General features: G+C 57.3%; 22 protein-coding genes and 1 tRNA gene. 12 read left to right on the top strand and 11 right to left on the bottom strand.

The window, feature by feature from the left end:
* Window positions 1–56: 56 nt before the first annotated feature.
* Window positions 57–485: a DUF4231 domain-containing protein gene (locus OHL23_RS02405; protein ID WP_263350176.1), complete on the bottom strand. Its 429-nt coding sequence runs from the start codon at window positions 483–485 to the stop codon at window positions 57–59.
* A 102-nt stretch (window positions 486–587) separates the two neighbouring features.
* Between OHL23_RS02405 and trpS the strand changes: the two genes are divergently transcribed.
* The 8 genes from trpS to msrA all read left to right on the top strand — a co-directional run bounded on the left by trpS (window position 588) and on the right by msrA (window position 9,700).
* The gene (gene trpS / locus OHL23_RS02400) at window positions 588–1,601 is read left to right on the top strand and encodes a tryptophan--tRNA ligase (protein ID WP_263351700.1); all 1,014 of its coding nucleotides are present in this window, start codon (window positions 588–590) and stop codon (window positions 1,599–1,601) included.
* A 31-nt stretch (window positions 1,602–1,632) separates the two neighbouring features.
* Entirely contained in the window at window positions 1,633–2,586 is a 954-nt protein-coding gene (locus OHL23_RS02395; RefSeq protein WP_263350175.1) for a segregation/condensation protein A, read from the top strand.
* A gap of 54 nt (window positions 2,587–2,640) precedes the next feature.
* Window positions 2,641–2,868, top strand: coding sequence for an AbrB/MazE/SpoVT family DNA-binding domain-containing protein (locus tag OHL23_RS02390; protein ID WP_263350174.1), 228 nt, complete (start codon window positions 2,641–2,643; stop codon window positions 2,866–2,868).
* 2 nt (window positions 2,869–2,870) lie between these two features.
* On the top strand, window positions 2,871–3,260 hold the full coding sequence (locus OHL23_RS02385; protein WP_263350173.1) for a type II toxin-antitoxin system death-on-curing family toxin: 390 nt from the start codon (window positions 2,871–2,873) through the stop codon (window positions 3,258–3,260).
* A 164-nt stretch (window positions 3,261–3,424) separates the two neighbouring features.
* Entirely contained in the window at window positions 3,425–5,032 is a 1,608-nt protein-coding gene (locus OHL23_RS02380; RefSeq protein WP_263350172.1) for an inorganic phosphate transporter, read from the top strand.
* A 114-nt stretch (window positions 5,033–5,146) separates the two neighbouring features.
* Window positions 5,147–6,418, top strand: a complete 1,272-nt coding sequence (gene scpB, locus OHL23_RS02375) for an SMC-Scp complex subunit ScpB (protein ID WP_263350171.1) — start codon at window positions 5,147–5,149, stop codon at window positions 6,416–6,418.
* Between the two features lie 162 nt (window positions 6,419–6,580).
* Window positions 6,581–9,136: a pseudouridine synthase gene (locus OHL23_RS02370; protein ID WP_263350170.1), complete on the top strand. Its 2,556-nt coding sequence runs from the start codon at window positions 6,581–6,583 to the stop codon at window positions 9,134–9,136.
* A 90-nt stretch (window positions 9,137–9,226) separates the two neighbouring features.
* Entirely contained in the window at window positions 9,227–9,700 is a 474-nt protein-coding gene (gene msrA, locus OHL23_RS02365; protein ID WP_263350169.1) for a peptide-methionine (S)-S-oxide reductase MsrA, read from the top strand.
* Window positions 9,701–9,733: 33 nt separating this feature from the next.
* On the opposite strand, the gene OHL23_RS02360 is transcribed toward msrA, so the two are convergent.
* The 4 genes from OHL23_RS02360 to OHL23_RS02345 all read right to left on the bottom strand — a co-directional run bounded on the left by OHL23_RS02360 (window position 9,734) and on the right by OHL23_RS02345 (window position 12,026).
* Entirely contained in the window at window positions 9,734–10,327 is a 594-nt protein-coding gene (locus OHL23_RS02360) for a hypothetical protein (RefSeq protein WP_263350168.1), read from the bottom strand.
* Window positions 10,328–10,348: 21 nt separating this feature from the next.
* Window positions 10,349–10,675: a winged helix-turn-helix domain-containing protein gene (locus OHL23_RS02355; protein WP_263350167.1), complete on the bottom strand. Its 327-nt coding sequence runs from the start codon at window positions 10,673–10,675 to the stop codon at window positions 10,349–10,351.
* Entirely contained in the window at window positions 10,668–11,297 is a 630-nt protein-coding gene (locus tag OHL23_RS02350) for a hypothetical protein (protein ID WP_263350166.1), read from the bottom strand. Before OHL23_RS02350 ends, OHL23_RS02355 begins: the two co-directional genes overlap by 8 nt.
* A gap of 96 nt (window positions 11,298–11,393) precedes the next feature.
* Window positions 11,394–12,026: a hypothetical protein gene (locus OHL23_RS02345; RefSeq protein WP_263350165.1), complete on the bottom strand. Its 633-nt coding sequence runs from the start codon at window positions 12,024–12,026 to the stop codon at window positions 11,394–11,396.
* Window positions 12,027–12,422: 396 nt separating this feature from the next.
* Here OHL23_RS02345 and OHL23_RS02340 point away from each other — a divergent pair, with 396 nt between their 5' ends.
* Window positions 12,423–12,740: a type II toxin-antitoxin system HicB family antitoxin gene (locus OHL23_RS02340; RefSeq protein ID WP_263350164.1), complete on the top strand. Its 318-nt coding sequence runs from the start codon at window positions 12,423–12,425 to the stop codon at window positions 12,738–12,740.
* Window positions 12,741–13,538: 798 nt separating this feature from the next.
* Here the strand turns inward: OHL23_RS02340 and OHL23_RS02335 are convergent.
* From OHL23_RS02335 to OHL23_RS02320, 4 genes are all read right to left on the bottom strand, one after another.
* A complete protein-coding gene (locus tag OHL23_RS02335; protein ID WP_263350163.1) occupies window positions 13,539–14,501 on the bottom strand; it encodes an IS1595 family transposase in 963 nt (320 codons plus the stop codon).
* A gap of 139 nt (window positions 14,502–14,640) precedes the next feature.
* Window positions 14,641–15,468: a hypothetical protein gene (locus OHL23_RS02330; protein WP_263350162.1), complete on the bottom strand. Its 828-nt coding sequence runs from the start codon at window positions 15,466–15,468 to the stop codon at window positions 14,641–14,643.
* A 124-nt stretch (window positions 15,469–15,592) separates the two neighbouring features.
* On the bottom strand, window positions 15,593–17,236 hold the full coding sequence (locus OHL23_RS02325; protein WP_263350161.1) for an alpha-galactosidase: 1,644 nt from the start codon (window positions 17,234–17,236) through the stop codon (window positions 15,593–15,595).
* Between the two features lie 80 nt (window positions 17,237–17,316).
* The gene (locus OHL23_RS02320; protein ID WP_263350160.1) at window positions 17,317–18,105 is read right to left on the bottom strand and encodes a pentapeptide repeat-containing protein; all 789 of its coding nucleotides are present in this window, start codon (window positions 18,103–18,105) and stop codon (window positions 17,317–17,319) included.
* Between the two features lie 406 nt (window positions 18,106–18,511).
* Between OHL23_RS02320 and OHL23_RS02315 the strand changes: the two genes are divergently transcribed.
* Entirely contained in the window at window positions 18,512–19,858 is a 1,347-nt protein-coding gene (locus tag OHL23_RS02315) for a serine hydrolase domain-containing protein (protein ID WP_263350159.1), read from the top strand.
* 27 nt (window positions 19,859–19,885) lie between these two features.
* On the opposite strand, the gene OHL23_RS02310 is transcribed toward OHL23_RS02315, so the two are convergent.
* Window positions 19,886–19,962: transfer RNA gene (locus tag OHL23_RS02310), tRNA-Arg, on the bottom strand.
* A 650-nt stretch (window positions 19,963–20,612) separates the two neighbouring features.
* Between OHL23_RS02310 and OHL23_RS02305 the strand changes: the two genes are divergently transcribed.
* Window positions 20,613–21,185 carry a DUF2911 domain-containing protein gene (locus OHL23_RS02305; RefSeq protein ID WP_263350158.1) on the top strand — a complete coding sequence of 191 codons (573 nt, stop codon included), beginning with the start codon at window positions 20,613–20,615 and terminating at the stop codon, window positions 21,183–21,185.
* Here OHL23_RS02305 and OHL23_RS02300 read toward each other — a convergent pair whose 3' ends face one another.
* Entirely contained in the window at window positions 21,186–21,488 is a 303-nt protein-coding gene (locus OHL23_RS02300; RefSeq protein WP_263350157.1) for a hypothetical protein, read from the bottom strand.
* 147 nt (window positions 21,489–21,635) lie between these two features.
* Between OHL23_RS02300 and OHL23_RS02295 the strand changes: the two genes are divergently transcribed.
* A complete protein-coding gene (locus tag OHL23_RS02295; protein WP_263350156.1) occupies window positions 21,636–22,496 on the top strand; it encodes a J domain-containing protein in 861 nt (286 codons plus the stop codon).
* Window positions 22,497–22,583: the final 87 nt, after the last annotated feature.

Below are 22,583 nucleotides of genomic sequence, written 5' to 3'. Positions count from 1 at the left end.
CATCTTCGGCCGACGCCGATCGGTGTCACTGAGCATTCAATCAACTTCCGCGTGTCCTATGATCCAACCCCAGCCTTCCACTGCGTGCTCTCCTGAGCCATCACTGCCTCGATCCGTTCTGCCAGCGCCACGCGTGGGTCGGAGGCGCTGGCATAAGGCCCGGCTTTAGCCAGAAACATGAACTTCTCACGTTTCAGCGATTCCGCTACCGCCCCATAGGAGAGCCAGTTTTCCTCATAGTGGTTGAAATGCAAAATCGCTTCCAGCACGGTGATTAGCACAGCTAGCCCTCGAATAGTGCTAATAACTCCTGGCGAAATGTACTCAGTTAGGAACGGAATCAGTGCTGCGGCTACAATCTCTATCACTTTGATACGCTTGAAGGCCTTCCGCGCCTGGCGGCTCTTCTGGCTGTACCAGAAGAGCTGGTCCTGAAGGCGCGCGAAAATCGGGTCATCGGTCGGGAGTTGGTTCGCAGTTGCCATAGGCGTTGAATCGTCGAGCCATTGTAGCCTGAACCGGTCGCAACTCGTCCCGGTACAATAAACAAGAGACACATCTCTCCGGAAACTGCTCTGAGCATCGATATTCCCACCATCCCCAGCTCCCGTCCCCGCGTACTCAGCGGCATGCGCCCCACCGGCAAGCTCCATCTAGGCAACTACATGGGCGCGCTGGCCAACTGGGTCAAGCTCCAGCAGGATTACGAATGCTACTTCTTCATCGCCGACTGGCACGCTCTGACGACGGACTACGCTGACACTTCCAAAGTGATGGACAACATTGAAGAAGTCGCGCTCGACTTTCTCGGCGCCGGACTCGACCCGGAAAACAGCGTTCTGTTCCTGCAAAGCAAAGTTCTCGAACACTCGAAGCTGCACCTGCTCTTCAGCATGATCACCCCCGTTAGCTGGTTGGAGCGTGTGCCCACTTATAAGGAGCAGCAGGAAAACATCACCGGCAAGGATCTGTCGACCTACGGTTTTCTCGGATACCCTCTGCTCCAGTCTGCCGACATTTTGATTTATCAGCCGCAATTCGTTCCTGTCGGCCAGGATCAGGTTGTTCACGTGGAACTGACCCGCGAGATTGCTCGCCGTTTCAACCAGTTCTATAAGTTGGATGGCAGGGAAGTGCTCCCCGAGCCGCAGGTCCTGCTTACGCCCTCGCCCAAGCTGCCCGGCACAGACGGCCGAAAGATGTCCAAGAGCTACGGCAACACGATCCAACTGACCGATACGGAAGCCGAAGTGCGGCAAAAGCTGAAGACCATGGTCACCGACCCGGCCAGAATCCGCCGCAGCGACCCTGGCGATCCGGACAAATGCCCGGTTGGCGACCTTCATAAGCTCTTCTCAACTCCTGAAAAGCTGGTCGAAGTCTATACGGGCTGTCGCTCTGCCGGAATCGGCTGTATTCAATGCAAAGGCTGGGCCGCCGACTCTCTAGTTCAGATTCTTGCCCCAATTCAGGAGCGCCGCTCCCGGTACACAGCCGCCCAGGCTGTCGAAATCATCGAAGCCGGCTCCGTACGCGCCCAACGCCGCGCAGCACAGACAATGCGGGAAATAGATGCCGCGATGCAAATGCCCATTGGCTAAGGGCCACGCTTGAATGGAAGAAGAAACAAAATTGACCGAACAACCCACAAATCCGGAAACTGTCGCCGACAATCAAGGGACAGAGCCATCCGCCAAGCCCGCGCCCGTCCTTGTCCTGACGCCGAAACCAGTTCCACCGGAAAAGCCGGGCAAATCCGATAAATCCGAAAAGTCCGCAGCGAACAAGAAGAACCAGCCCGAAGATCCCCAGGCCTTCCCATTCTCGGTGACCGTGGGCCAGGTCTACGACGGCCCGATGGACCTGCTGCTCGATCTGATCCGCAAGCAGGACATCGACATCTACGACATCCCCATCGCGCGCATCACCGCGCAGTTCCTCGGCTACGTCGAGCGGCTCAAATCGACCGACGTGGATGTAGCGGGTGAGTTCATCTACATGGCGTCGTTGCTCATCCACATCAAGAGCAAGATGCTGCTTCCGCGCGCGGCGTCCGGTCCCGAAGACGCGGTAGAAGATCCTCGCCGCGAATTGGTCGAGCGACTTCTGGAACACGAGCGGTTTAAGAACGCCGCGCAGATGCTTCAGCAGAAGCAGATGCTCGAAGCCGCCTCGTGGACCAACCCCGGCATGAAGGAATTCAAAGACGATGCCGGCGCCGAACCGGAGATCGCAGCCGACACCGGCGATCTCGCGCGCATTTTCAGCAGTATCCTGGAACGCGCCCGCAGCCGCCCCGTCTTCAATGTCGAGGAAGATCAAGTCACCGTAGGCCAGATGATCCAATTCCTCGGCCGCCGACTGACAATGGAAGACCGCCCCGTCTCACTGCACCGTTTGTTGGGCAACACTCGCTCCCAGCGCGCACTCGTGGCCATGTTCCTGGCCCTGCTGGAACTCGTACGCCTACAGGCCATCCTGCTCAATCAGGACCGCAACTTCAGCGAGATTTTCATCAAAAAGCACAGCGAATTCGAGACCGTGATCAACGAAATCTCCACTCGCGCTCACGATGACTGGCGTTAAAAGTTAAAGATAAGTCCGGTAGAACGAATGTTATAATGAGTCAGAGGGGCTTTTATGGCTACTGCGGTCAAAATCACAACAGTTGGCAACTCCGCCGGTATCGTGCTGCCAAAGGAAATTCTTTCGCACATGCATGTACAAAAGGGCGACAGCCTGTACATCACCCAGACCCGCGACGGCATCCATCTCGTTCCCTATGACGAAGCATTCGCCGCTCAGATGGACGTTGCCCGCGAGGTGATGCGGGACAATCGCGATGTCCTGCGCAAACTGGCCGAGTAGCAATGGAGCCAATCTGGGTTCAGCAGCGGGTCGTGATTGCCGCGCACGAGGAATCTTTGGCCGAGCATGGCGGACCTTCGGGCATCCGCGACCTTGGCATGCTTGAATCAGCGCTCGCGCGGCCAAAGAATCTGTTCGCCTACTCAGAAACGGAGCCTTCGCTGGAACGGATGGCAGCCGCCTATGCGTTTGGCATCGCAACCAATCATCCATTTGTGGACGGCAACAAACGGACCGCACTCATTGCGTCAATTACCTTCCTCAGACTGAATGGCATCCGGATCGAGGCGGATAAAGCAGAGACCTATCTCACCTTTTATGGGCTTGCTGCGGGTACCATCACCGAAGAGCAATTAACCGAGTGGTTCGTTCGTAATCGAATCAAGCTGTAGACCGAGCCTGGCCACCGAATTGAGCATTAGATCAGCGGAGAAGAGATCGCTACGCCGCTTCGCGTATTCATTAAATATTCATAAAAGGCCCACCTCCTAATTCACACTCTGGCAATGATTGCCCTGTTAGCGTCCGAGTGTTGTGTAACTTGGGGGGAGAAAGAATGTCAACTGTAGCAACGGCCGAGTCAGGGACCTCTCTGCTCGACAAAAAAATGAAAAAAGGCCCCGGCCTTGTCGGAGGTCTGATCTTCGCTGCCGTCATTCTGGGCGGTCTGGCATATTGCGGATTCAACATCGTAAGTGACATGGGCCACGTCCAAATTGTGAGTGTCTGGCCGTATGTCCTTCTGGCGGTTGCGCTTCTGATTGCGCTCGGTTTCGAATTCGTCAACGGATTCCACGATACCGCCAACGCAGTGGCCACCGTCATCTATACCCACACCCTTGAGCCTCACGTCGCCGTGGTCTGGTCCGGGTGCTGGAACCTGATCGGCGTGCTCACGTCCAGCGGTGCGGTCGCTTATGCCGTCATCACTCTTCTGCCCGTGGAATTGATTCTGCAGGTCAGCTCCGGCGCCGGATTCGCGATGGTGTTCGCGCTGCTGATTGCCGCGATTCTCTGGAACCTGAGCACCTGGGCTCTGGGTTTGCCGGCATCCAGCTCGCACACCATGGTCGGTTCGATCATCGGTGTCGGTATCGCAAACCAACTCATGGCCGGCAACAACGGCACCGCTGGTGTCGACTGGGACCAGGTCGTCAAGGTCTTCCGGGTGCTGCTCATTTCCCCGCTCGTCGGCTTTGGCGTTGCCTGGTTACTGATGGTGCTGGTCAAGAAGCTGGTCAATTATCCCGCGCTGTTTACAGCGCCCAAGGGCGAGGAGCCGCCGCCGTTCATTATTCGCGCGCTGCTGGTACTTACCTGTACCGGTGTCAGCTTTGGGCACGGCTCGAATGACGGTCAGAAGGGTATGGGCCTGATCATGCTCATCCTCATCGGAACCGTGCCCACCGCATACGCGTTGAACCATGCTGTATCTGGCTCGCAAGTGGTCGATTTCGTCGCGGTTTCCAATCAGGTGTCCGGAATCCTGACCAGCCATGTCGACAAGAACGCCATCATGGGCGATCCGCGCGCCGACGTCACCGATTTCATCAAGACCAAGAACTTCACCCCCAACACCATGGTTGCCCTGCGCGAGCTCGTGGAAGACATCAGCCACGAAGTCGGTCTGTACAAGGAACTGAAGGCTGTTCCGCCCCGCGACCAGCAGAACGTTCGCAACGATATGTATGTGGCTAGCACGGCGCTGAGCATCATGCACAAGAAGCACAATCCTGTCTTCACCGATCAGGAAGACCAGGTTCTGGGCAATTACCAGAAGAAGCTGGATGTCGCGACAAAATTCATTCCGCTCTGGGTGAAGATTGCCGTGGCGCTGGCGCTCGGCATGGGCACGATGGTCGGGTGGAAGCGAATTGTCGTGACAGTCGGCGAAAAGATCGGCAAGGATCACCTGACGTATGCTCAGGGCGCTTCGGCCGAGCTTGTGGCGATGGCGACCATCATCGCAGCCGACAATTTCGGCCTGCCGGTCAGCACCACCCATGTGCTCAGTTCCGGCATTGCCGGAACGATGGTGGCGAATGGAAGCGGGTTGCAATGGTCCACGCTCCGTTCCATTGCGATGGCCTGGGTATTCACCCTGCCGGCCGCCGCGCTGCTCTCCGGTGGCCTGTTCTGGCTCTTCCGGCAGTTCGGTTCTTAAGCCACGCGATAGGCAAAACGGGCGTCCGAAATTCTGGACGCCCGTTTTGCTTTGGGCAGATCCCGCAGGGAAGCTTTGATTCCGGTACCATACCTAAGGTGCCTGTCTAAACGAATGAGCCTGAAAGCAAAGCTGGAAGCTGTGATCTATGCTGCCGAGGAGCCGGTGACTCTCGCGCAGCTCGCCGTGTTGTTTGCCGAAGACGCCTTCGCCTGGAAAGCGGAGCGGGACGCGGAGAACCTAAAACTCGCCACAAGCGTCGAATCCGCAGTAGAACAGGCCGGAGAACCAGGGCCATCCGATTCCACTCTCGAACTGGCGGATCTTGTTGAAGTTGTGGAAGCTGAACCCCAGTCTGAATCTGTCGAACAGGAAGTCGAGACGGAACCGGCTGCATCTGAAGTCCCCGAATTTGAGGTTCCCGAACCTGAATCAGACAGCCTTCCCCTGCCTGAGGCTGAAACCTCTGAACAGCCAACTCCGGCTGAGCCTGAATCAATGGTTGCCGAGGCTGCCGAACCTGAAGTTTCCGAATCCGAATCAGACAGCCTCCCTGCGCCGGAGCCGGAAATGTCAGAGCAGACAGCTCCGTCCGAGCCCGAGCCCGAAACGACGGTTGCCGAAATTACCGACCCGGCGCTCGAAGCCAGGCGACTCGAACGCAAGCGCGATCGCGAGGTTCGCGAGATCCTGCGTAGCATTTTGGATGAGTTGATTGCCGAGTACGCTCAGGACAGCCGGGGCCTAGAGATTCGCGAAATTGCCGGCGGCTTCCGCATGGGCACCAAGCCGGAGATCCACGACGCAGTGCGCGCCTTTGTGAAGAGTCTGAAGCCGCCGATGAAGCTCTCGCTGCCGGCGCTAGAAACTCTGGCGGTGATTGCCTATAAGCAGCCGGTCACTGCGCCCGAGGTGGGTGAGATCCGCGGCGTCGATTCCGCAGGCGTGCTGGGTTCGCTCATGAGCCGCAAACTAATCGCCACCGCTGGCCGCAAGCAGGTGATTGGGCGGCCAATGCAGTACAAGACGACCAAGGAGTTCCTGCTGCGTTTTGGATTGAAGGATCTGAACGAACTGCCTTCAATGGAGGAGTTCGAAAAGATGGCGGCCATGGAGTTAAGCGAAGAATCGATGGAGGAGGAGCCAATGGACGAGGAACAGGCAGAACCGGTCGAGCAGAGCGGCGAATTGTTTACCGAAGCAGACAGCACAGGCGGGGATTTGTCGAAATCCAACGATGCGCCTTCGAGTACGGATAACACCGGTGGCGATCTTACGAAACCAAATGTTGCCGCGACCAGCAACGATACAACGGGAGGCGATTTCACCAAGTCCAATGAGCTTCAGGCTCACCGGACTTCAGGCGATCTGTCCAAGTCAAACTAAGCGAAGACGGCGCAGGAAACAGAAGAACCGGAAAGATCCTGCGCCGCATCTACACATCTATCCACGTATGGATTCATTCCCGCCGCGCCGTCTTCTAAGGTGGCAGCGCATGCACACGCGCTCGTCGAGAGACAGAACGCAGAAATAGGTTGAGGTTAAGCAATGACGTCCGATCCTGAAGGCACTCCTGCCACGGATGCAATAATCCATGATGAAAATGAACTGGTGACAGAGGCCAAGCCCAAAGCCAAGACGCGCAAGAAGAAAGTAGCCGAAGCGGTCGAGCCCGCCGCGCCGCAATCTGCGGTCGAGGCGGCGCCAGAAAGTGCCACAGTCCCAGACAAGCCAGTTGAGCCAGTTAAGCCAGCCAAGAAGGTGTCGGCGAAGAAGGCAAAACCGTCCGAGAGCGAGCCTGAGGTTGTAGAGCCGGAAACAGCATCGGCGGAAGCTCCTGAAGCGGAAAAGCCAGCGAAGAAAAACGCCCAGACAGTCGAAAAGCCTGCGGCTGAGATTGAGGCCGCAGACGACGACACCACAGAAGCCGCAACGCAGAAAGGCCCGGAGCCCAAGCTGGAGCGGTTGCAGAAAATTCTCGCAAAGGCCGGAATATCCTCGCGACGCAAGGCGGAAGAGCTGATCCTCGGCGGTCGCGTTCAAATCAACGGCAAGGTCGTCATGGAACTGGGAACCAAGGCTGATCCCACGCGAGACCATGTGCGCGTAGACGGCAAGCTGCTTCAGGGGCCGGAGCGAATTCGCTACTTCGTCCTAAACAAGCCGAAGGGTTTCGTGACCACCGTGAGCGATCCCGAAGGGCGGCCGACTGTCATGCAGTTCTTCGCCACGGAGCGGGAACGTCTCTATCCGGTCGGCAGGCTCGATTACCTGAGCGAGGGATTGCTGCTTGTCACCAATGACGGCGAGCTGGCCAACAAGCTGACCAAGGCTTCCTCGGGCGTGGAAAAGACCTATCTGGTCAAGGTTGCCGGAGAACCGACCGAAGAGGCTCTCGATACGCTGCGCACGGGCGTGGTGATCGAGCGCGGAAGGCCCGGCACCGGATCGGGTCGGGTTCGCACAGCGCCCGCACAGATACGCCAGGTGCGTCAGGGCGACAATCCCTGGTTTGAAGTGATCGTGATCGAGGGCCGAAATCGCGAACTGCGCAAGATGTTCGAGGAGATCGGGCATCATGTGGAGAAGATTCGCCGCGTGGGCTACGGTCCACTGATTCTCGACCTTGAGCCCGGCAAGCTGCGGGAACTGGAACCCGAGGAGGTTCATTCGCTGCGGTTGGCTTCGGAAGGCAAGCTGAAAACCCGGCGTCGGCGTGGGCCGGCTCCGGCGCAACTGCCAACGGTTGCGGGGAAGACAGTCCGGTACAAGAAAGCGGATGGCAAGCCGGGGTTCGAGCCGCGCCGTGACACGAGGGTGAGCAGGGATTACACCAAGGAATTCAGTAAGGAAGCAAAGCCGGAATTCAAAACTGGATTCAAGCCAGGATTCAAATCCGGGCCGAGGGTCGAGGGTGTCGCGGGGCCTAGGTCGACCGGCAGGCCAGAGTTCAAGTCTGGCGGCAACGCTGGGTTCAAATCCGGATTCAAGCCAGAATTCAAGCCCGGCTTCAAGACGGGCGGGAAGCCCGAGTTCGGTGGCAGGCCGGGATTTGCTGGCAAGTCTCGCCGAGTCGAACCGCCGGTGACGGACTACGTGTTGCCACCGCGCAAAGCAGGCCCGGTTGAGCCGGAGTTTGACGACAAGCCCGCGCGTCAGCGGTCAGATTTCAATCCCGACTTCAAGCCGGGATTCCGCACCGGCGCGAAACCAGCCTTCCGAAGCGAAGGGAGATCGGGCAGCAAGCCTGCTTTTCGATCAGAAAGACCGGAGCGGTCAGACCGTCCCGGCAAGTCCTTCGGAGCGGGAAAGCCGTTTCGGCCAGCCCCTCCGGCAGACGACGATGATTTTGTCCCGCGCAGCAAGACCCCCGGTTTCCGGATCGAGCCGGTCGAGGACAAGCCGCGCGAAAAAACACCACGGACCGGCGGATTTGACCGGCCCACCGGGAGGCCATTTCGCCCAGCAGGCGGAAGACCAGCCGGCGGAGAACGCCCGTTTCTGCCACAGTCGGATCGTTCAGCAACACCAGGCAACCGGCCATTCCGGCCTCGCGCAGATGGGCCTCCGTCCGGAGATCGCGGCTTTCGTCCCCGCACGGATCGTCCGTCAAGCGGTGAAGCAGGGGGCAAGCCGTTCCGGCCGGCAGGGCGTCCCGCCGGGAATCGGCCAGGCGTTGGCAGGGCCGAAGGAAGGACCGACACGAGATCTGGAGAATTCCGGCCCCGCCGTGAATTCCGTCCGGGTGGAGATTCGCGCCCTAATTCCGGGGAACGCCCTGCGCAGTTCACGCCGCGCGGAGACGGACCGCCTTCGAGAGCGGGTCGCCCTTCCCGGACAACTGGTCGACCAACTGGCCGGCCAACCGGCGCAGGCGAGGATCGTCCTCGGGAGTATCGCCCTGGTTCTGGCAGCCGAACCGGACTCAGGCCCGCAGGTGGGCCAGCGAAAAAACCCTTTGGAGCGAAGCCAGGAGCGGGTGGCAGAACAGGTCCGGGAAAGACGGGTCCGGATGGTGAGCCACGGGTGAAAGAACGATGGCGCAACTCGTTTACGGGGAAGAATAAGGGTCGCCCCAAGCCAAAACCGAAGAAGTCTGAATAGTCGCGGCAGGCCGCACTGAAACGCCACGCTGAAACTTAGATCGCGGCGAACCATCTAATCGTCGGATGACCGAAGAAAGAGGGCAGGAAGATGGAGAAAGCAACGTTTGGAGCGGGTTGTTTCTGGGGTGTCGAGGTCGCATTCGCCAATATCCCCGGTGTCGCGGCGACGGCGGTAGGGTACGAGGGCGGCAAGACCCAGGCGCCGACTTACAAGGATGTCTGCACTGACGCAACGGGTCATGCCGAGGTGGTCGAGGTGGATTTTGACCCGCAGCGCGTGAGCTACGGGCAACTCCTGGACGCCTTTTTCTCCCTGCACGACCCGACCCAGTTGAACCGTCAGGGACCGGACTGGGGCACGCAGTACCGTTCAGCGATCTTTGTCCATTCCGACGCGCAAAAAGCTGAAGCTGAGGCGAAGATTGCCGAGCTTACGGCTACGGGCAGCTTCGCCCCGAGGAAGATTGTGACGAAGATCGAACCTGCGCAAACTTTCTGGAAAGCCGAAGACTACCACCAACGGTATCTGGAAAAGCGTGGGCTGGCGAGCTGCCACATTTAAGCGCGTTACTTAAACCGGTTCCAGGCCTTGAAGTTAAATCCCCGCAGTGTTTTGGCGTGCGGCGTAGCCTGTGCTGGCGCGCCGCGCGATTGTTGCAGCGATCGCCAGCGTAACAAAGGCGCTCAGCCATAACAATATGCCAGTCCCCAGCGCACAGGTGCCTTGCAGTTGATCGGCAGGAACCAGTCCCGCGCTGGCAACGGCCCATGCTACCAGGGCGGTTCCCGTCACGTAGTGCAGCGGATAGCGAAAGAGTCGCGCCAGCGGAAACAGGTGCAGCCCGACGATGGCGGTGATGGCGCACAACACATAAGCGTCCAGATGCAAGCGGGCAAATGCGAATGCGGTTATGCAGACGGCTGCCAACTGAATTGCATTGATGCGGTTGAAGGCCTTCGATAGAGCCGGATCGTCCGGCGATTTAGGAAACCGCCGTGCCTGACGGAAAAGCCAGAGAGCCATCACCAGCAGAACGGTGAAATCCGACGCGACCCATGTCGCTGTGGTGAGATTCAATCGCTGCTTGGCGTAGAGCGCGAGCACGATCCAGAGTGCGCCGAAGACGGCGAAGAAGATCGAGCCGATCGCTCTGCCAGTCAACTGATTTGCGGTGGGAGTGTTCTTCATGGCGAAGTTCCTTTCCTGCGGCTATGCGTTGATGGCTGCGCCCAAGAGTTGCTTCAGCGCCTGGACGTAGTCTGTCAGCGCCTGCCTGCCCGCTTCCGTCATGCGATAGATAGTCTGCGGCTTTCTCAGCACGAATTTCTTCTCGACTGCCACATATCCGGCCTCTTCGAGCTTGAGCAGTTGTGCGCCGAGGTTGCCGTCTGTTGAGTTGGTCTTGGCGCGAAGCCATGTGAATTCTGCCTCTTCCACAGAAGACAGCAGGCTCAGCAAAGCAAGGCGCAGCTTGCCGTGGATGACGGGATTCAGATCCGGCAATTCAGTTGGGGACTCTGTTACTTCTTCAGGCATGGGCTGCACCAGATGTTCTTTCGCCACCCTTTCGTTCGCGGGCTTCAGAGATCATCATGTAGCTTCCGAAGACGATCTGACAGAGAAAGATAGCCACCAGAAAGCCGATAGAGCTTTGGGTGACAGTGCCGAAGAGCGATAGAACGGCCGCAGCCCACCAGACGACGGCGCAGGCAAATTGGGGCCTCCAGCGGAGTGTAAGGCTCGATGTTGCGTTGGCCATGCCCAGCATCGTGGCGATGACCGCAACAACGACATTCTGATCGCCATGGCCGCTTAAGCCGGAGCAGATGCCAAAGAGAAAAAGTGAGATCCCCAGCGAGATCCAAACGGAGATCATCGAACGGCCAAGGTTGGTTCCAGGGCGGCCGTCACCCCTGCGCCGCAAGGCGATCAAAGCCGTGATCAGCCCCGCAGTGACCATTGTTACAGGCCAGGCGATCGACGTATTGCCCCAGTAGGCCCACGCAATGGCAACGTAATAGGCCACACCCCAGAGCACAAATGTCCAGCCCCAGCTCTCTGTAGACTGTCGGCCTTCGGCAATCATGGTTTCAATCAGGTTGATCCTGGCTGCCAGTTCCTGTTTTGTGAGTTCCTGTTGTTCTGCTTTTGTAGTCACGGTGGTTCTCCTTCTGGAGCAATGGTGGAAAGGGTGAAGTTGGCATTCAGAGAGCGCGTGCGTTTGAGATGCGTATACGGTCAAGAGGTGCCTGTTTCAGGGCTGATGTTGAAGAAGCATATCGACACTGCGCATAGGCGGATTGCTGCCGACCGTAACTTCCGTGACTTCGGCCCATTCTCCTTTGCCGGTCAGGTGCATCGTGTTGACAACATGAGCGGGACCAGACGCGAATCGCCAGGAGAAGCCGTTCTCGAGCACACTGAGCTCCGTATCGACATAGTGCCCGTCGTGGTAAGCGCGGAATCGATAGCTGTGGGTGGCCTCGTCAAAGGAAACGGTGGCCAGCGCGCTAAATAGTGTCTTGCCCTCTGTGTTGCGGCTTGCGCCCTCGATTAGCAAAACCAGCCCATCGAGCTTGTACGCGATCTCCTCCGTCTGCGTGAGGTGGAGCGGTTCTCCAGGTCCGCGGACGATGCTGACCGGGCCAGACCAGTGACCAGTCAGAAAGCTGAGCTTTCGCATCGCCTCGCGCTGCATATCAGCACCGCTGGAAACCGGCGGCTGCTGAGAGAGAAGGATCACGCTGGAGCAGAGAAGCGTCGCGGCGACGGCCAGACCGCGAATATGCCCAAACGCGGAGGGAAGGCGGCCAGGCGATTTCAACATCCGGCGTGTGGAATTGCGGTCATTTTGCAATGAATTGCGCGACGCGATTGCGATTTGCATGGACCCTCCCGAGTGTTGCCGAAGAGGGCTTCTGAATCGTTAGAGCAGTCCTCAATGAAGATTACTCTACAAAGTAGAGTAATCTGTGTCAAGGAAAATCTCGTGCGACGATTATACACTTGACACAGATGCACCGAAAATGTTGCACTATTGATACCGTGACAGGGCAGCGCGCTCGGATTTTATAGCGAATAGAGTACCTTAGGAGATGTTAAGCACTGCAATTGATTGCAGTGGGAATGATGCGCCTCCTGCCCCTATTGTGGGATTTCTGAAACCTTACGCTTGCAATAGAGTCTAAAATTGTGCAAGCGTTGTCGATTTAACGTGCTATTGTTTTGCTTCACAAGGATTCCGCTTTCCACAGTTGCGAATCTGTCTGGTAACGAGGGTGTCATGTTTAAGAAATTGTTTGCGCGTCGCCAGCAAGAAGTTGTAGTCAGTACTCCCGAGGCAGTTTTAGGTGTTGTATTCTCTCGGGGAGAAGACGGATACATCATTGCTGAGTGTCCCCAATTGCCCGGATGTATGTCTCAGGGTAAGACGAAGGATGAAGCGAGAGCAAATATCATCGATGCGATGCAGTCAGTCCTATTAGTGCGTCTCGGCCAGCTTTTCTCAGAATCCGAAGCCGAACATCAGGATAGGATTCCTGCGGAAGAACTCGATGAAGAGTGTTTTCGTCTCAAGGGGCCTGAACTAATCTCAGTCTAACGACCGTGATAAGCCCTGCAGAAATCGTCCTCTGATATCCCCGCCTTCCGCAGTTCTGACTTGAGTAGAGCCCGGTCACAGTGTTTGTGATCTGGAATGGAGATAAAGAGGTGAGGCGATTTTTGTGGATGAGTTAAGACAATGTGCCCCTTGCCTTGGTGCGGTTGCCATCCAAACGATACTTCGAAAATCTTGGCAATTTTTCTCCCCGAATCCAGCGGTAGATTTTTGATCCCCAAGGGAAACTCCTGTTGATGTCGGCGGAAGTGCGTTACCTTTATAGCAGCGGAGGGCGGGAGAGTCGAACTCCATTCCTGTCCGGGAACTCGGGGGTATAAATCCCCTACCTAGCACCTGCTAGTCGCCCTCCGTTTTTGTGAGGAACCCTCTTAGTAAGCAGGGATTTCCTCAGGCTTCGGCGAATTGGTATTGACTTGAGAGTGATTGGCAGGTAGTTTAAGGACAGTTCGTTAGTAGTTGACCTTAACTCCGACCTCTTCGCGGAACCCCTCCTGGCAGAGGGGTTTTCGTGCGTCTGCACCTCGGTACTGAAAATAAGCAACTTCTAAGTATGAGCACCTTTTGAGTAGTTTCGCAAGTGCAAATTCATGTGGATAAGGTGGAATTCTGGTATAACTACCTACTAATTCCGTAAAAACCCGGAGAAACCCGGAGAGAGGTGAACCTTGAAGGTAGATAAGTCGCAATTCGACAGCTTGTTGCATCGCATGATGAGCACGCCGCATGAGAAGACGACGACCATAAAAAGTGAGAAGACGGGCGGGACGATAATCCCCCCTAAGCCTGCTCCGGCGAAGCAGTAATAGCCTTGTACTCTAGAGGTTCGGCCTGCATCATGCGGCCTAGAATCTTCTGGAAACGATCTGCATTTTTGCGTTCATTGAAGCGATATTCAAACTCTGCTAAGTAGCGGTGAAGATGCTTTATTGAAACTATGTGATAGCTGCCATTTAGACCGCGTTTGAATAGAGAAAACGCTGATTCTACGGTATTTGTGTGGATTTCGTTTTCGTCGCCGCGAACATAGTAACCGAGTGAATGGTTGATGCGGTGATGCTTTCCCTCGAACCGCTTAAGGGCCAGCGGGTAGCTCTTGAAGTCATCCGTAACGATCATTTCGACGTCATCGCTGATGTATGCTTCCGCGATCATTTTCAGGTCTTCAGCGCGCACTGAATCGGCCTGCATGAAGCGCACCGGGCCACCGCGTTGACGGATCGCAACCACGATGTCTTTATTCCTTGTTCCTCGTCCCGCCTGCTTGCCCCGACGAATCGTTTTCCCACCGACATAGGTTTCGTCCATTTCCACTACGCCGGTCATCTTAGGGAACTCGGATTGATCCACGTCCATTGCCTTGCGGATGCGATGGCACAGATACCATGCTGTGCGATAAGAGCCAATACCCAAGTGGGACTGCAATTGCTTCGCGCTCATGCCCTTTTTCGCGTCTACGACCAGCGCCAGAGCCATGAACCACTTGTGCAATGGGAGATGCGAGTCGTTAAAGATCGTTCCGCTGGTAGCCGAGAATTGCTGTTTGCAGGTCTTCTCAAGGCACTGGTAAAGCTGCGCTCGCTTATTGTCGGTGTCTTTGGTGACTTTGCGAGTGATCCGGCTGATTCGGTCGCAGCCACATACAGGGCAGAGAACGATACCATCCGGCCAGCGCATCTGTTCCAGATACACCAAGCATTGCTCGTCGGTTGCGAACTTTTCGTTTACGTCTATCAAGTTCATAGCGCCCTCTTGACTACATCTCAAGTATCGCGCTATTCTCTTTCTGTGTCAAGTGTATAATAATCTCTCGTGCAAGGGTCATTTTTTCTCGATATGCCGAATCTTAGCCGGCAGATTCCGGACCGTTAGACAGATTGTCTTAAGGGATTTCAGTATCCAGCGACCGCGGGGCGTCAAGAGCCGGAGTTTCCACGGGAGCGGTCAAAGCGGCGGGGTCGCCGGACTCGTTCCGCCAGAGCCAGACGATCCACCAGATCAGCACCAGCAGCCAAAGGGCAAAGCGCCCATTGTCCAGGTTTGTGAAGAGGCGGACGATATGTTCGTACTGCTCGCGGCTGGTGAGATGGAGGTTGTGCTTGATGATGTCGGTCGTCGCCTGTACCGCAAGGAAGCCCAGCGCGTAGGTGGAAAGCCCAAGTGCAATCTGCTGGTCGTGGCTCTTCCAGCCCGAGCCGAAGCGTTTGCCGAAGATGCGCAAAAGCAGCGCGGCCTCAACCGTAACGATCGAGAGGAAAAGCTGAGCTTTCATCGCCGTCAGCACGACGAGAAGCAGCGGCAACTGCTTGGGCTCCGCGCTGAGCGCCTTCCATGTGGGCCACGGACCCCAGAGCCACACTGCGCCGAGCGCCACGCCGCCGGTCACAAGCGTCCAGCCAAGCCAGCCTTTGGAGTTCAGAACAAACGGTGCCTTGCAGTTCGAAAAGACGTGCCGCGCCAACTCAATTAAAACCAGAATCCCAAGAATCGACTCCAGCAGAACGGCCGTATAAGTCTGCCAGTAGAATGCGAGCGAGGTGAGCTTGCCGTGCAGCAGATGGTCGGCAATAAGGTGCACCGTGGAGAGTACGGTGACGGTCGAAAACCACGGAAAGCGGGCAACGCGATCACGCCCCAGCAGGACGATCAAAAGTACGAGGTGCGCGGCCAAAACAAGGGCCCAGAGAATCTGTTCAGTGTTCCAGTGCATAGAATTCCTTCAACGTGGTGGGAAAGCCAAGACGCGCGGAAACGTCCGGCGTGCTTCTTTAGTGTAGCGGTTGCGATACCCGGATTTGAGAAACCCAGATATGGACTGGCGGGAATGCCCGCACTCATTGCAACGAGATCGATTGAAGGACGGGTCCCGGATCGCCTGAAACAGAAAAGGCCAGTATGTTCTTTGCACCACCCGTCTCCATCGGAGACTCGATCGACAGAGTGCCTGTCGCGCCGTCCCCTCCCGTCTGCGGAAACGCGATTCGGGTCGCGATTCGTCCATTCACGCGAAGCTCGGCGAATCGGGCTGTCTTATCGGGGTTGGTGTAGGTGATGCGAATCCTGGCAATAGGAAATCTGGAAGCCACATGAGCGAAGGTGAGTTGCTTATCCCGTCCGAGAGCCAAAGTCTGTCCGCTGGCGGGCGCGGCCTTTAGCTGTTCGGGAAAATAGGCAGTCGTTGCGCCCTCGCTCCCAAGCGCAAAAAGGAGAACGGCGTCTCCAGCGGGCACCGTCGCGGAGTACGCCGATGCAAACTCTCCAAGATCCTTTCCCGTCCAGGCATCTCGCACCGTGACAGAGGAGCCGTCGCTCAGTCCCAAATCGCGCCATGCGACAGAGATCGCTCCCGGCGAAGCACTCCGGTTGAGCAGCAGGACGGCGCGCTCACCGATCGTAGTGAGCGGCTTCGCCCAAACTTCGAGCCCCGCCGCCGGTTCAGCAACCTTAACGCATTGCAGCCCGAGGGAGTCCTGATCGATCCGAAGCACATCCGGATTGGTGAGCGTTGCGAGATCCGTCGCGCTCAGCCGTGTCAGGTCCGCGCCCACCAGCAACGGCCCTCCTGAGATAGCCCACAAGCTCATATGAGCGCGACTCTCCTGATTCGTAAGTCCGGGCATCCCGACCACCATCATGTCCGGATCGTTATAGAAGCCGGAATGCTGCGCCTCCGGGTGCTGCGCCTGGTCAAATTCGCGCAAAACCTCTTTGAAACTAGCCTTGCGGTCGGCGTTCTTCGTCCCGGCAACGATAGGCGCGACAATATCGCCACCCGTACGCCAGACGTCAGCCGTAACTCCGCCGATATTCGGCGCCCAGGTCCACGGACTATGCTTACCCCAGTTGCAGATGGAAAAATAAAGCCGGTGGCCCGTAATGGCCTCCGTGTGTGCAATGGCCCGGGCAATCTCGGCGTACTGGATGGCCGGGTCGAGATTTTCCTTGTCGCCTCCGCACCAGTCGACCTTCACGTAGTCGAATCCCCACTTGGCGAATTGCAGGAAATCCTGCTCGTAATGGCCTTCGCTGCCGGTACGCGGGTAAGACGGCCCAAGGTCTGGCCCGACTGTGCTGCATCCGTCCGCGCCCGCGTCGGTGTAGATTCCGGCCTTCAGTCCCAGTCCGTGAATATAACGGACAATATTGCCCATATCTCCCGGCTGCTCTCCCTCAGCAATCGGCGGCCATGCCTTGGCATCGACGACGATGTTGCCCTCGGCATCGCGCTGGCCGAGCCACCAGCCTTCATCGATATTGATGTACTGATAACCGGCCTTCTGCATACCGTTGGCGGCTACGGCCTTCGCCTGATTCATGACCACTTGCGAATCAACCGTGTTGGAAAAGCTGTTCCACGACGACCACCCCATCGGCGGTGGTGGAACAGGTATTGCTGCCGCCTGAGCCTGCACCGCAAGAGTGAAAGCGCAACAAAGAAGCAGAGCTGCGAGCGCAGCCGGTTTAATCGAATTGGCCACCGAAATCACCCTCGTCGATATTCGGATCGAGTGTATACCGGTGCGCCGTGGTCTACGATCTGGCTGGACTGAAAATCCTGCTACTTCGTCCCGCTCGCCGCCTTGCGCAGAAGTACGTTCCAGTCCTCATCCGATTCGAGACTGACCGCTCCGTGTTTCTGCGCAAATGCCAGGAATTCGGCAGAGGCATTCCGGATGCCATAGACATTGGCCAACTGCATTGACTGAATGTCTTTCCAGGCAAAATTATTGACGTTCGCCAACCGTAGGTCTGCGCGGCTCAGGTCGGTTCCGGCGAGGTCTGCGTTGTCCAGATTCGCCTGATTCAGATCAGAATCCTGCAATTCAGCCGAGCGCAGGTCTGCGCCTGATAGATCCGCCTGGCGAAAGTTGGCGCCCTGCAAATTGCTATCCGGCAGCCTCGCGAATTTGAGATCGCCGCTGCGCAAATCTGCCGCGTGCAGATCGCAGCGCTCAAGATGAGCGTGCTCGAGTTGGATGCCCCGTAGGAAAGCTCCCCCGGCGTCCACGCCTGTCAGTGAGACGTGATCTGCGTTCAGCTCCTGCAGAGCTTCGATACGCCCGCCGCTGCCGCCCTTGCCTTGTGCCGTATTGATGACCTGCCACGCCTGGTAGTGCTTTTGCTTAACGCGATTGCCGCTGTCCGCAAAGTAAAAGACGACCGCGATCAGCACCGAAAACGTGCCTAGATGGTCAAGAACATCGAGCAGGGCCCAGTGGCTTAACGCCCACGAAACCCATGCCAGCCACCAGTTGATTCGGCGAAACGAAATCATCCATGCCGATGAGGCCGCCTGCCGCTCGTCGGGCCATGGCCGGGGCCGTTCTCTGCGTTGGCGATCGCGCATGTTTTCCGCTGAACCTCAATCTGCATGTAGCGAGCAAAGGCAGGATAAGGGTAGATGGTACACGCAGTCTGGATGTTTGTTTGGCGGGGCTGGTTACATCAAGAGCGGCCAAATCTTAGGTAGCGGGTCAGTTCGAAGGGTACGGGCTTTAGCCCGTACATTCAGTCCTGCAAATTCCGGGGCTTCAGCCCCTGAGGGTTGGCCTTTTTCAAACTGACCCACCACCAAATCCTCCGTCACCCTCTTAAGAAGCCGCCGTCTTTGGTATAAAGAGTGCGATCAGACAAACCATCTTTTCTCAACGCGAAAGCCGCCGAATGCGGCAAACCTTGATGCGGCAAACCTTGATGCTGCAGACCTTGACCGGTCACATCGACGCATCCACATACATTTACACCGAGGCCCCGTGAACATTCCCACTCTGCATAAGAGCCCAAGTACCATCATTGCCCTCTCCGTCGCCATCCTCCTGGCAGGCGCATGCCTCCATGCGCAGGAGAAAGGCCAGAAGCCGGCCGCCGTCGATCTCACCGTGACCACGCCAGAGACCGTGGGCTTTTCCTCCGAACGCCTTGAGCGCCTCCACGCGCTGATGCAAGAGGCGGTCGACAAAAAGCTTCAGGCCGGAATCGTCACCATCCTGGCCCGGCACGGCAAGGTCGTGGACTACCGCACCTACGGCGAGCGCGATATGGCGGGCCACACGCCAATCACCAAAGATACGATCTTCCGCGACTACTCCATGACCAAGCCGGTGACCGGCGTAGCGATGATGATCCTCTATGAGCAGGGCAAGTGGCTGCCGTCTGACCCGATCTCCAAGTTCATTCCGGAATTCAAGGACCTGAAGGTGTTCAAGGGAATGAACGGTGACGGCAAGATGATCCTCGCCGACCCGGATCACGCGCCAACCATGCGCGAACTGATGACGCACACCGCTGGCTTCACCTATGGCTTCTTCGGTGACACGCCCATAGACGCCCTGTATCGCGACCAAAAGGTGCTGCAGTCGGCAAATCTGCACGAGATGATCGAGAAGCTGGCGAAGATTCCGCTCGTCTACCAGCCCGGCACGCAATGGCGGTACAGCGTCTCGATGGATATTCAGGGCTACATCGTCGAAAAGCTCTCTGGGCAATCGCTCCCGGATTTCATGCGAGAGCACATCTACGAGCCGCTGGGCATGAAGGATGCCGGATTCTTTGTTCCAGAAGAGAAGCGCAGCCGGTTCATGACCCTCTATCGCTCCGCCGCGAACGGGGAACTGGAAGCCGACTCCAACGCCGGCCCGAACCCGCGCGACTATGATCACCTGCCCACGCTGCCCTCGGGCGGCGGCGGCATGGTTTCGACAGCCGAGGACTATTACCGGTTTGCCTCAATGCTCGCCGGAGGCGGCGAACTGAACGGGACACGCGTACTGGCCCCGGCCACCGTAAAGCTGATGAGTTCCAACCACCTGCCGCCCAGCCTGCTGACCGGCGAGTTCGGCATCGGAGCGCAGACCATGCGCCCGGGCTTCGGCTACGGCTACAACTGCGCGGTCGTCTTCAATCCCGGAGACGCGAATCTACCCGACGGCAAAGGCACATTTTTCTGGGACGGAGCAGCAGGAACCTGGTTCTGGATCGATCCAACGAACGACATTGTCTTTGTCGGCATGATTCAGCGCATGGGCGGAAACGGCGGAATGAACCTGCAGTACCTGAGCCGGGCAGTCGTGTACGGAGCGCTGGTCGATCCGGCGAAATAAGTTGGCAGGGGAGCGATGAAAGAGGGATGGTGCGCCCGAGAAGATTCGAACTTCTGGCCTAACGCTTCGGAGGCGTTCGCTCTATCCAGCTGAGCTACGGGCGCGCTTGTTTAGAATACTCCATCTCGGGCAAAAATTCCTCGTCTATCGGGGGAGCGCCGGGCAATCGTATGAACAAACATGGGAACGGCAGGCAGTGCGAGAGATCGCGAGATCGCACGCAAGATCGCCCGCCCTACAAGCGCCAACGGCGCGCCACTATCCCAGCCCAACCCAACGGGCTGGGTAACGGAAACCAACTGGAAACTTAGAGGGCTGAAGGCCCGATCAATTCTACCCACATGTAAGACAGTTGCATGGAACGGGCAATAACCCCGAACAAGGCCATCCCAAACCCATGCGGGCCCATCCATTCCAGCGTCCCACTCCCATTGCGCAGAATTACCCCTGACCCGCGCATACTGGAAGGTGGAGCTGGGAATACCGATATCCCTCTACCACCACGGATGGCATTCATTTGCAGCAAAAAGTGCACAAAAACGGCCCAAAACCGCGGAAAATCGCGCCCGAATTTCCTCGTAAGCTACACATTTGGTAGAGGATACGCCATAAAAATGGTATCCCCCCCCCGGGGGGGCTACTCCTTTTGTTCGCTTTTTGGCGGAAAACCCGCATTTTCGGTTCATGCAATTATCTGGAAGTGACAACAAATGCAGCCCGCTTTGCTACACTCTGGCGTGGAGAGGTGTTCCCCATGCGTTTACCGCTGATTGCTGTTGTAGCTTGTTGCATTTCCGCTGGTGTTGTCACTGCCGTTCTGTCTCAACCGGCCTACGCGCAGAGTGCGCAGCCGTCGAATGCCGCCCCGAAAAAAGTGCTGAGCCCGCCAGCCAAGGCGGAGGTCACGCTGACCAACGCATCAATCACAATTGACTACGGCGCTCCCTCAATGCGCGGTCGCGAGATATTCGGCGCATTGGTGCCCTACGGCAAGGTCTGGAGAACCGGCGCAAATCCCGCTACAACCTTCAAAACCTCAGGCGACCTGCAAATCGGCGACCTCAAGGTTCCAGCCGGAAACTACACGCTCTATACCCTCCCGGCCGCCGATGGCTGGAAGCTGATTATCAACAAACAGACCGGCCAGTGGGGCACGGTCTACAACGAGCCGCAGGATCTTGGCCGCACGCCGATGACGGTTGGCTCCAATGTATCGCCGGTCGAGACGATGGTCATCGACTTTGAGAAGACAAGCGGCAATTCCACCGAACTGCATGTGAAGTGGGCCAATGTGGATGCCTCGGTGCAAGTCAACGCTGCGAAGTAATTACTCTGCTGAAGAATGATTCGCTTGCGCCGCGGCCGCTTCGCCGCCGTGGCGCTGAGCCTCCAGATTCGCCATCACGGATTGGATAAGCGCCTTCGCGCCCTCAATTCCGGCCAGCACGGCTTGCAAGTCGAGCCGCGGCTTCGATGGGTTGCGATTGGAAATGCAGTAAACGCCGTGCTGTCCCGTAAGGATGAGCGAGTCGGTGAGCAAGTCGAGCGCCACGGCCAAACGGCCGCGCTCGGCGCCCATCATGAATTCGTACTTTTCCAGTTCGGCGCGCTTTTCATCAAAGATGGTCACTGGCTAGTTTCTCCCTTAATTCCTGTCAGTTCTTAGATGTCAGGATATCCGTTGCGATTCGAACAGGAAGATACCCTGACTTAGATCGGTGTTAGCCAGTTTTTCCATTCTTCCGGTCGCGCAAAAGTTGTGCGAAACTGAAGCAAAATGAAGACACATTACGAAACTCTTGGCGTACACGCCACTGCCTCGCAGCAAGAGATTCGAAGCGCGTATCTTCGCCAGATCGGAAAGTATCATCCCGACCGAAATCCTCACCCGAAAGCGACCCGCATCGCTGCACAGTTGAACGAGGCCTACGAGGTCTTAAGCGATGCGGAATCACGAGATGCTTACGACCGAGGGTTGAAGGAAAGAGGACAGCAAGGACTTTCCCGGGTTCCGGTGCAGGTTCTGCGACCCGCTGAACCCAGGCAGTGGATCTTTATTCTCTCCGGGATCGCTGTCTTAGCGTGCATCACGTATCTCGGTGTGACCTTGCTGGCGCGTTTGCCTGGCGAGACACGCCTGCCTTCCACTCCCGCTCCTTCGAACCAGCCAAAGGCTGAATCAGCGACCGGATTGGCGACTCACGCGAAACCGGCCAGGACGCTCAAGGGGCAACCTCATCTGGCGACCGGAACGCCATTGCAAAGGCCGCTCGATGTCGCCGGACATTGCGAACTGACAGTACACAACGTGACTGGCGCCGACGCGGTGATCTATCTAGTCGAGTCAAGTTCGCATCGCATCGCGCGAAGTTTCTATCTCCAGGTCGGCGATTCGTATACGGAAAGGGACATCGCAGCCGGATCGTACCGCATTGCTTTTGTCACGGGGAAGGATTGGGATGCTGCGTCAGAGCATTTTCACCGCGACGCTCATGTCGGACCGACCTCCGATATCTTGGAGCTTTCAAGGGATGCAAACGGGCTGGATGGTGCAGTCGGACCATGCCACTATGAAATCCGTCTGCGTCTGGCAGGCAGTTGGATTGAGGGTGACTCAAGCAGAACTGAGGACCGCTAAAACACTGTAACTTGAGCCCGAGAGAGCAGGTGAGAGTTACACAAAGATGTCTACTCGAGTTTGCCGAGTCAAGGTCAGGGCAAAAGC

The organism is Acidicapsa acidisoli, from assembly GCF_025685625.1.
In the GTDB taxonomy this organism is placed as follows: Bacteria; Acidobacteriota; Terriglobia; order Terriglobales; family Acidobacteriaceae; genus Acidicapsa; species Acidicapsa acidisoli.
This window is presented reverse-complemented; position numbering and strand designations above follow the sequence as displayed.

Excerpts from the sequence above, each read along its gene's own strand:
- OHL23_RS02405 (WP_263350176.1), bottom strand. The coding sequence starts at position 485 with ATGGCAACTGCGAACCAACTCCCGACCGATGACCCGATTTTCGCGCGC.
- OHL23_RS02390 (WP_263350174.1), top strand. The coding sequence starts at position 2,641 with ATGGCTACTGCGGTCAAAATCACAACAGTTGGCAACTCCGCCGGTATC.
- OHL23_RS02385 (WP_263350173.1), top strand. The coding sequence starts at position 2,871 with ATGGAGCCAATCTGGGTTCAGCAGCGGGTCGTGATTGCCGCGCACGAG.
- OHL23_RS02380 (WP_263350172.1), top strand. The coding sequence starts at position 3,425 with ATGTCAACTGTAGCAACGGCCGAGTCAGGGACCTCTCTGCTCGACAAA.
- scpB (WP_263350171.1), top strand. The coding sequence starts at position 5,147 with ATGAGCCTGAAAGCAAAGCTGGAAGCTGTGATCTATGCTGCCGAGGAG.
- OHL23_RS02370 (WP_263350170.1), top strand. The coding sequence starts at position 6,581 with ATGACGTCCGATCCTGAAGGCACTCCTGCCACGGATGCAATAATCCAT.
- msrA (WP_263350169.1), top strand. The coding sequence starts at position 9,227 with ATGGAGAAAGCAACGTTTGGAGCGGGTTGTTTCTGGGGTGTCGAGGTC.
- OHL23_RS02360 (WP_263350168.1), bottom strand. The coding sequence starts at position 10,327 with ATGAAGAACACTCCCACCGCAAATCAGTTGACTGGCAGAGCGATCGGC.
- OHL23_RS02355 (WP_263350167.1), bottom strand. The coding sequence starts at position 10,675 with ATGCCTGAAGAAGTAACAGAGTCCCCAACTGAATTGCCGGATCTGAAT.
- OHL23_RS02345 (WP_263350165.1), bottom strand. The coding sequence starts at position 12,026 with ATGCAAATCGCAATCGCGTCGCGCAATTCATTGCAAAATGACCGCAAT.
- OHL23_RS02340 (WP_263350164.1), top strand. The coding sequence starts at position 12,423 with ATGTTTAAGAAATTGTTTGCGCGTCGCCAGCAAGAAGTTGTAGTCAGT.
- OHL23_RS02335 (WP_263350163.1), bottom strand. The coding sequence starts at position 14,501 with ATGAACTTGATAGACGTAAACGAAAAGTTCGCAACCGACGAGCAATGC.
- OHL23_RS02330 (WP_263350162.1), bottom strand. The coding sequence starts at position 15,468 with ATGCACTGGAACACTGAACAGATTCTCTGGGCCCTTGTTTTGGCCGCG.
- OHL23_RS02320 (WP_263350160.1), bottom strand. The coding sequence starts at position 18,105 with ATGCGCGATCGCCAACGCAGAGAACGGCCCCGGCCATGGCCCGACGAG.
- OHL23_RS02305 (WP_263350158.1), top strand. The coding sequence starts at position 20,613 with ATGCGTTTACCGCTGATTGCTGTTGTAGCTTGTTGCATTTCCGCTGGT.
- OHL23_RS02295 (WP_263350156.1), top strand. The coding sequence starts at position 21,636 with ATGAAGACACATTACGAAACTCTTGGCGTACACGCCACTGCCTCGCAG.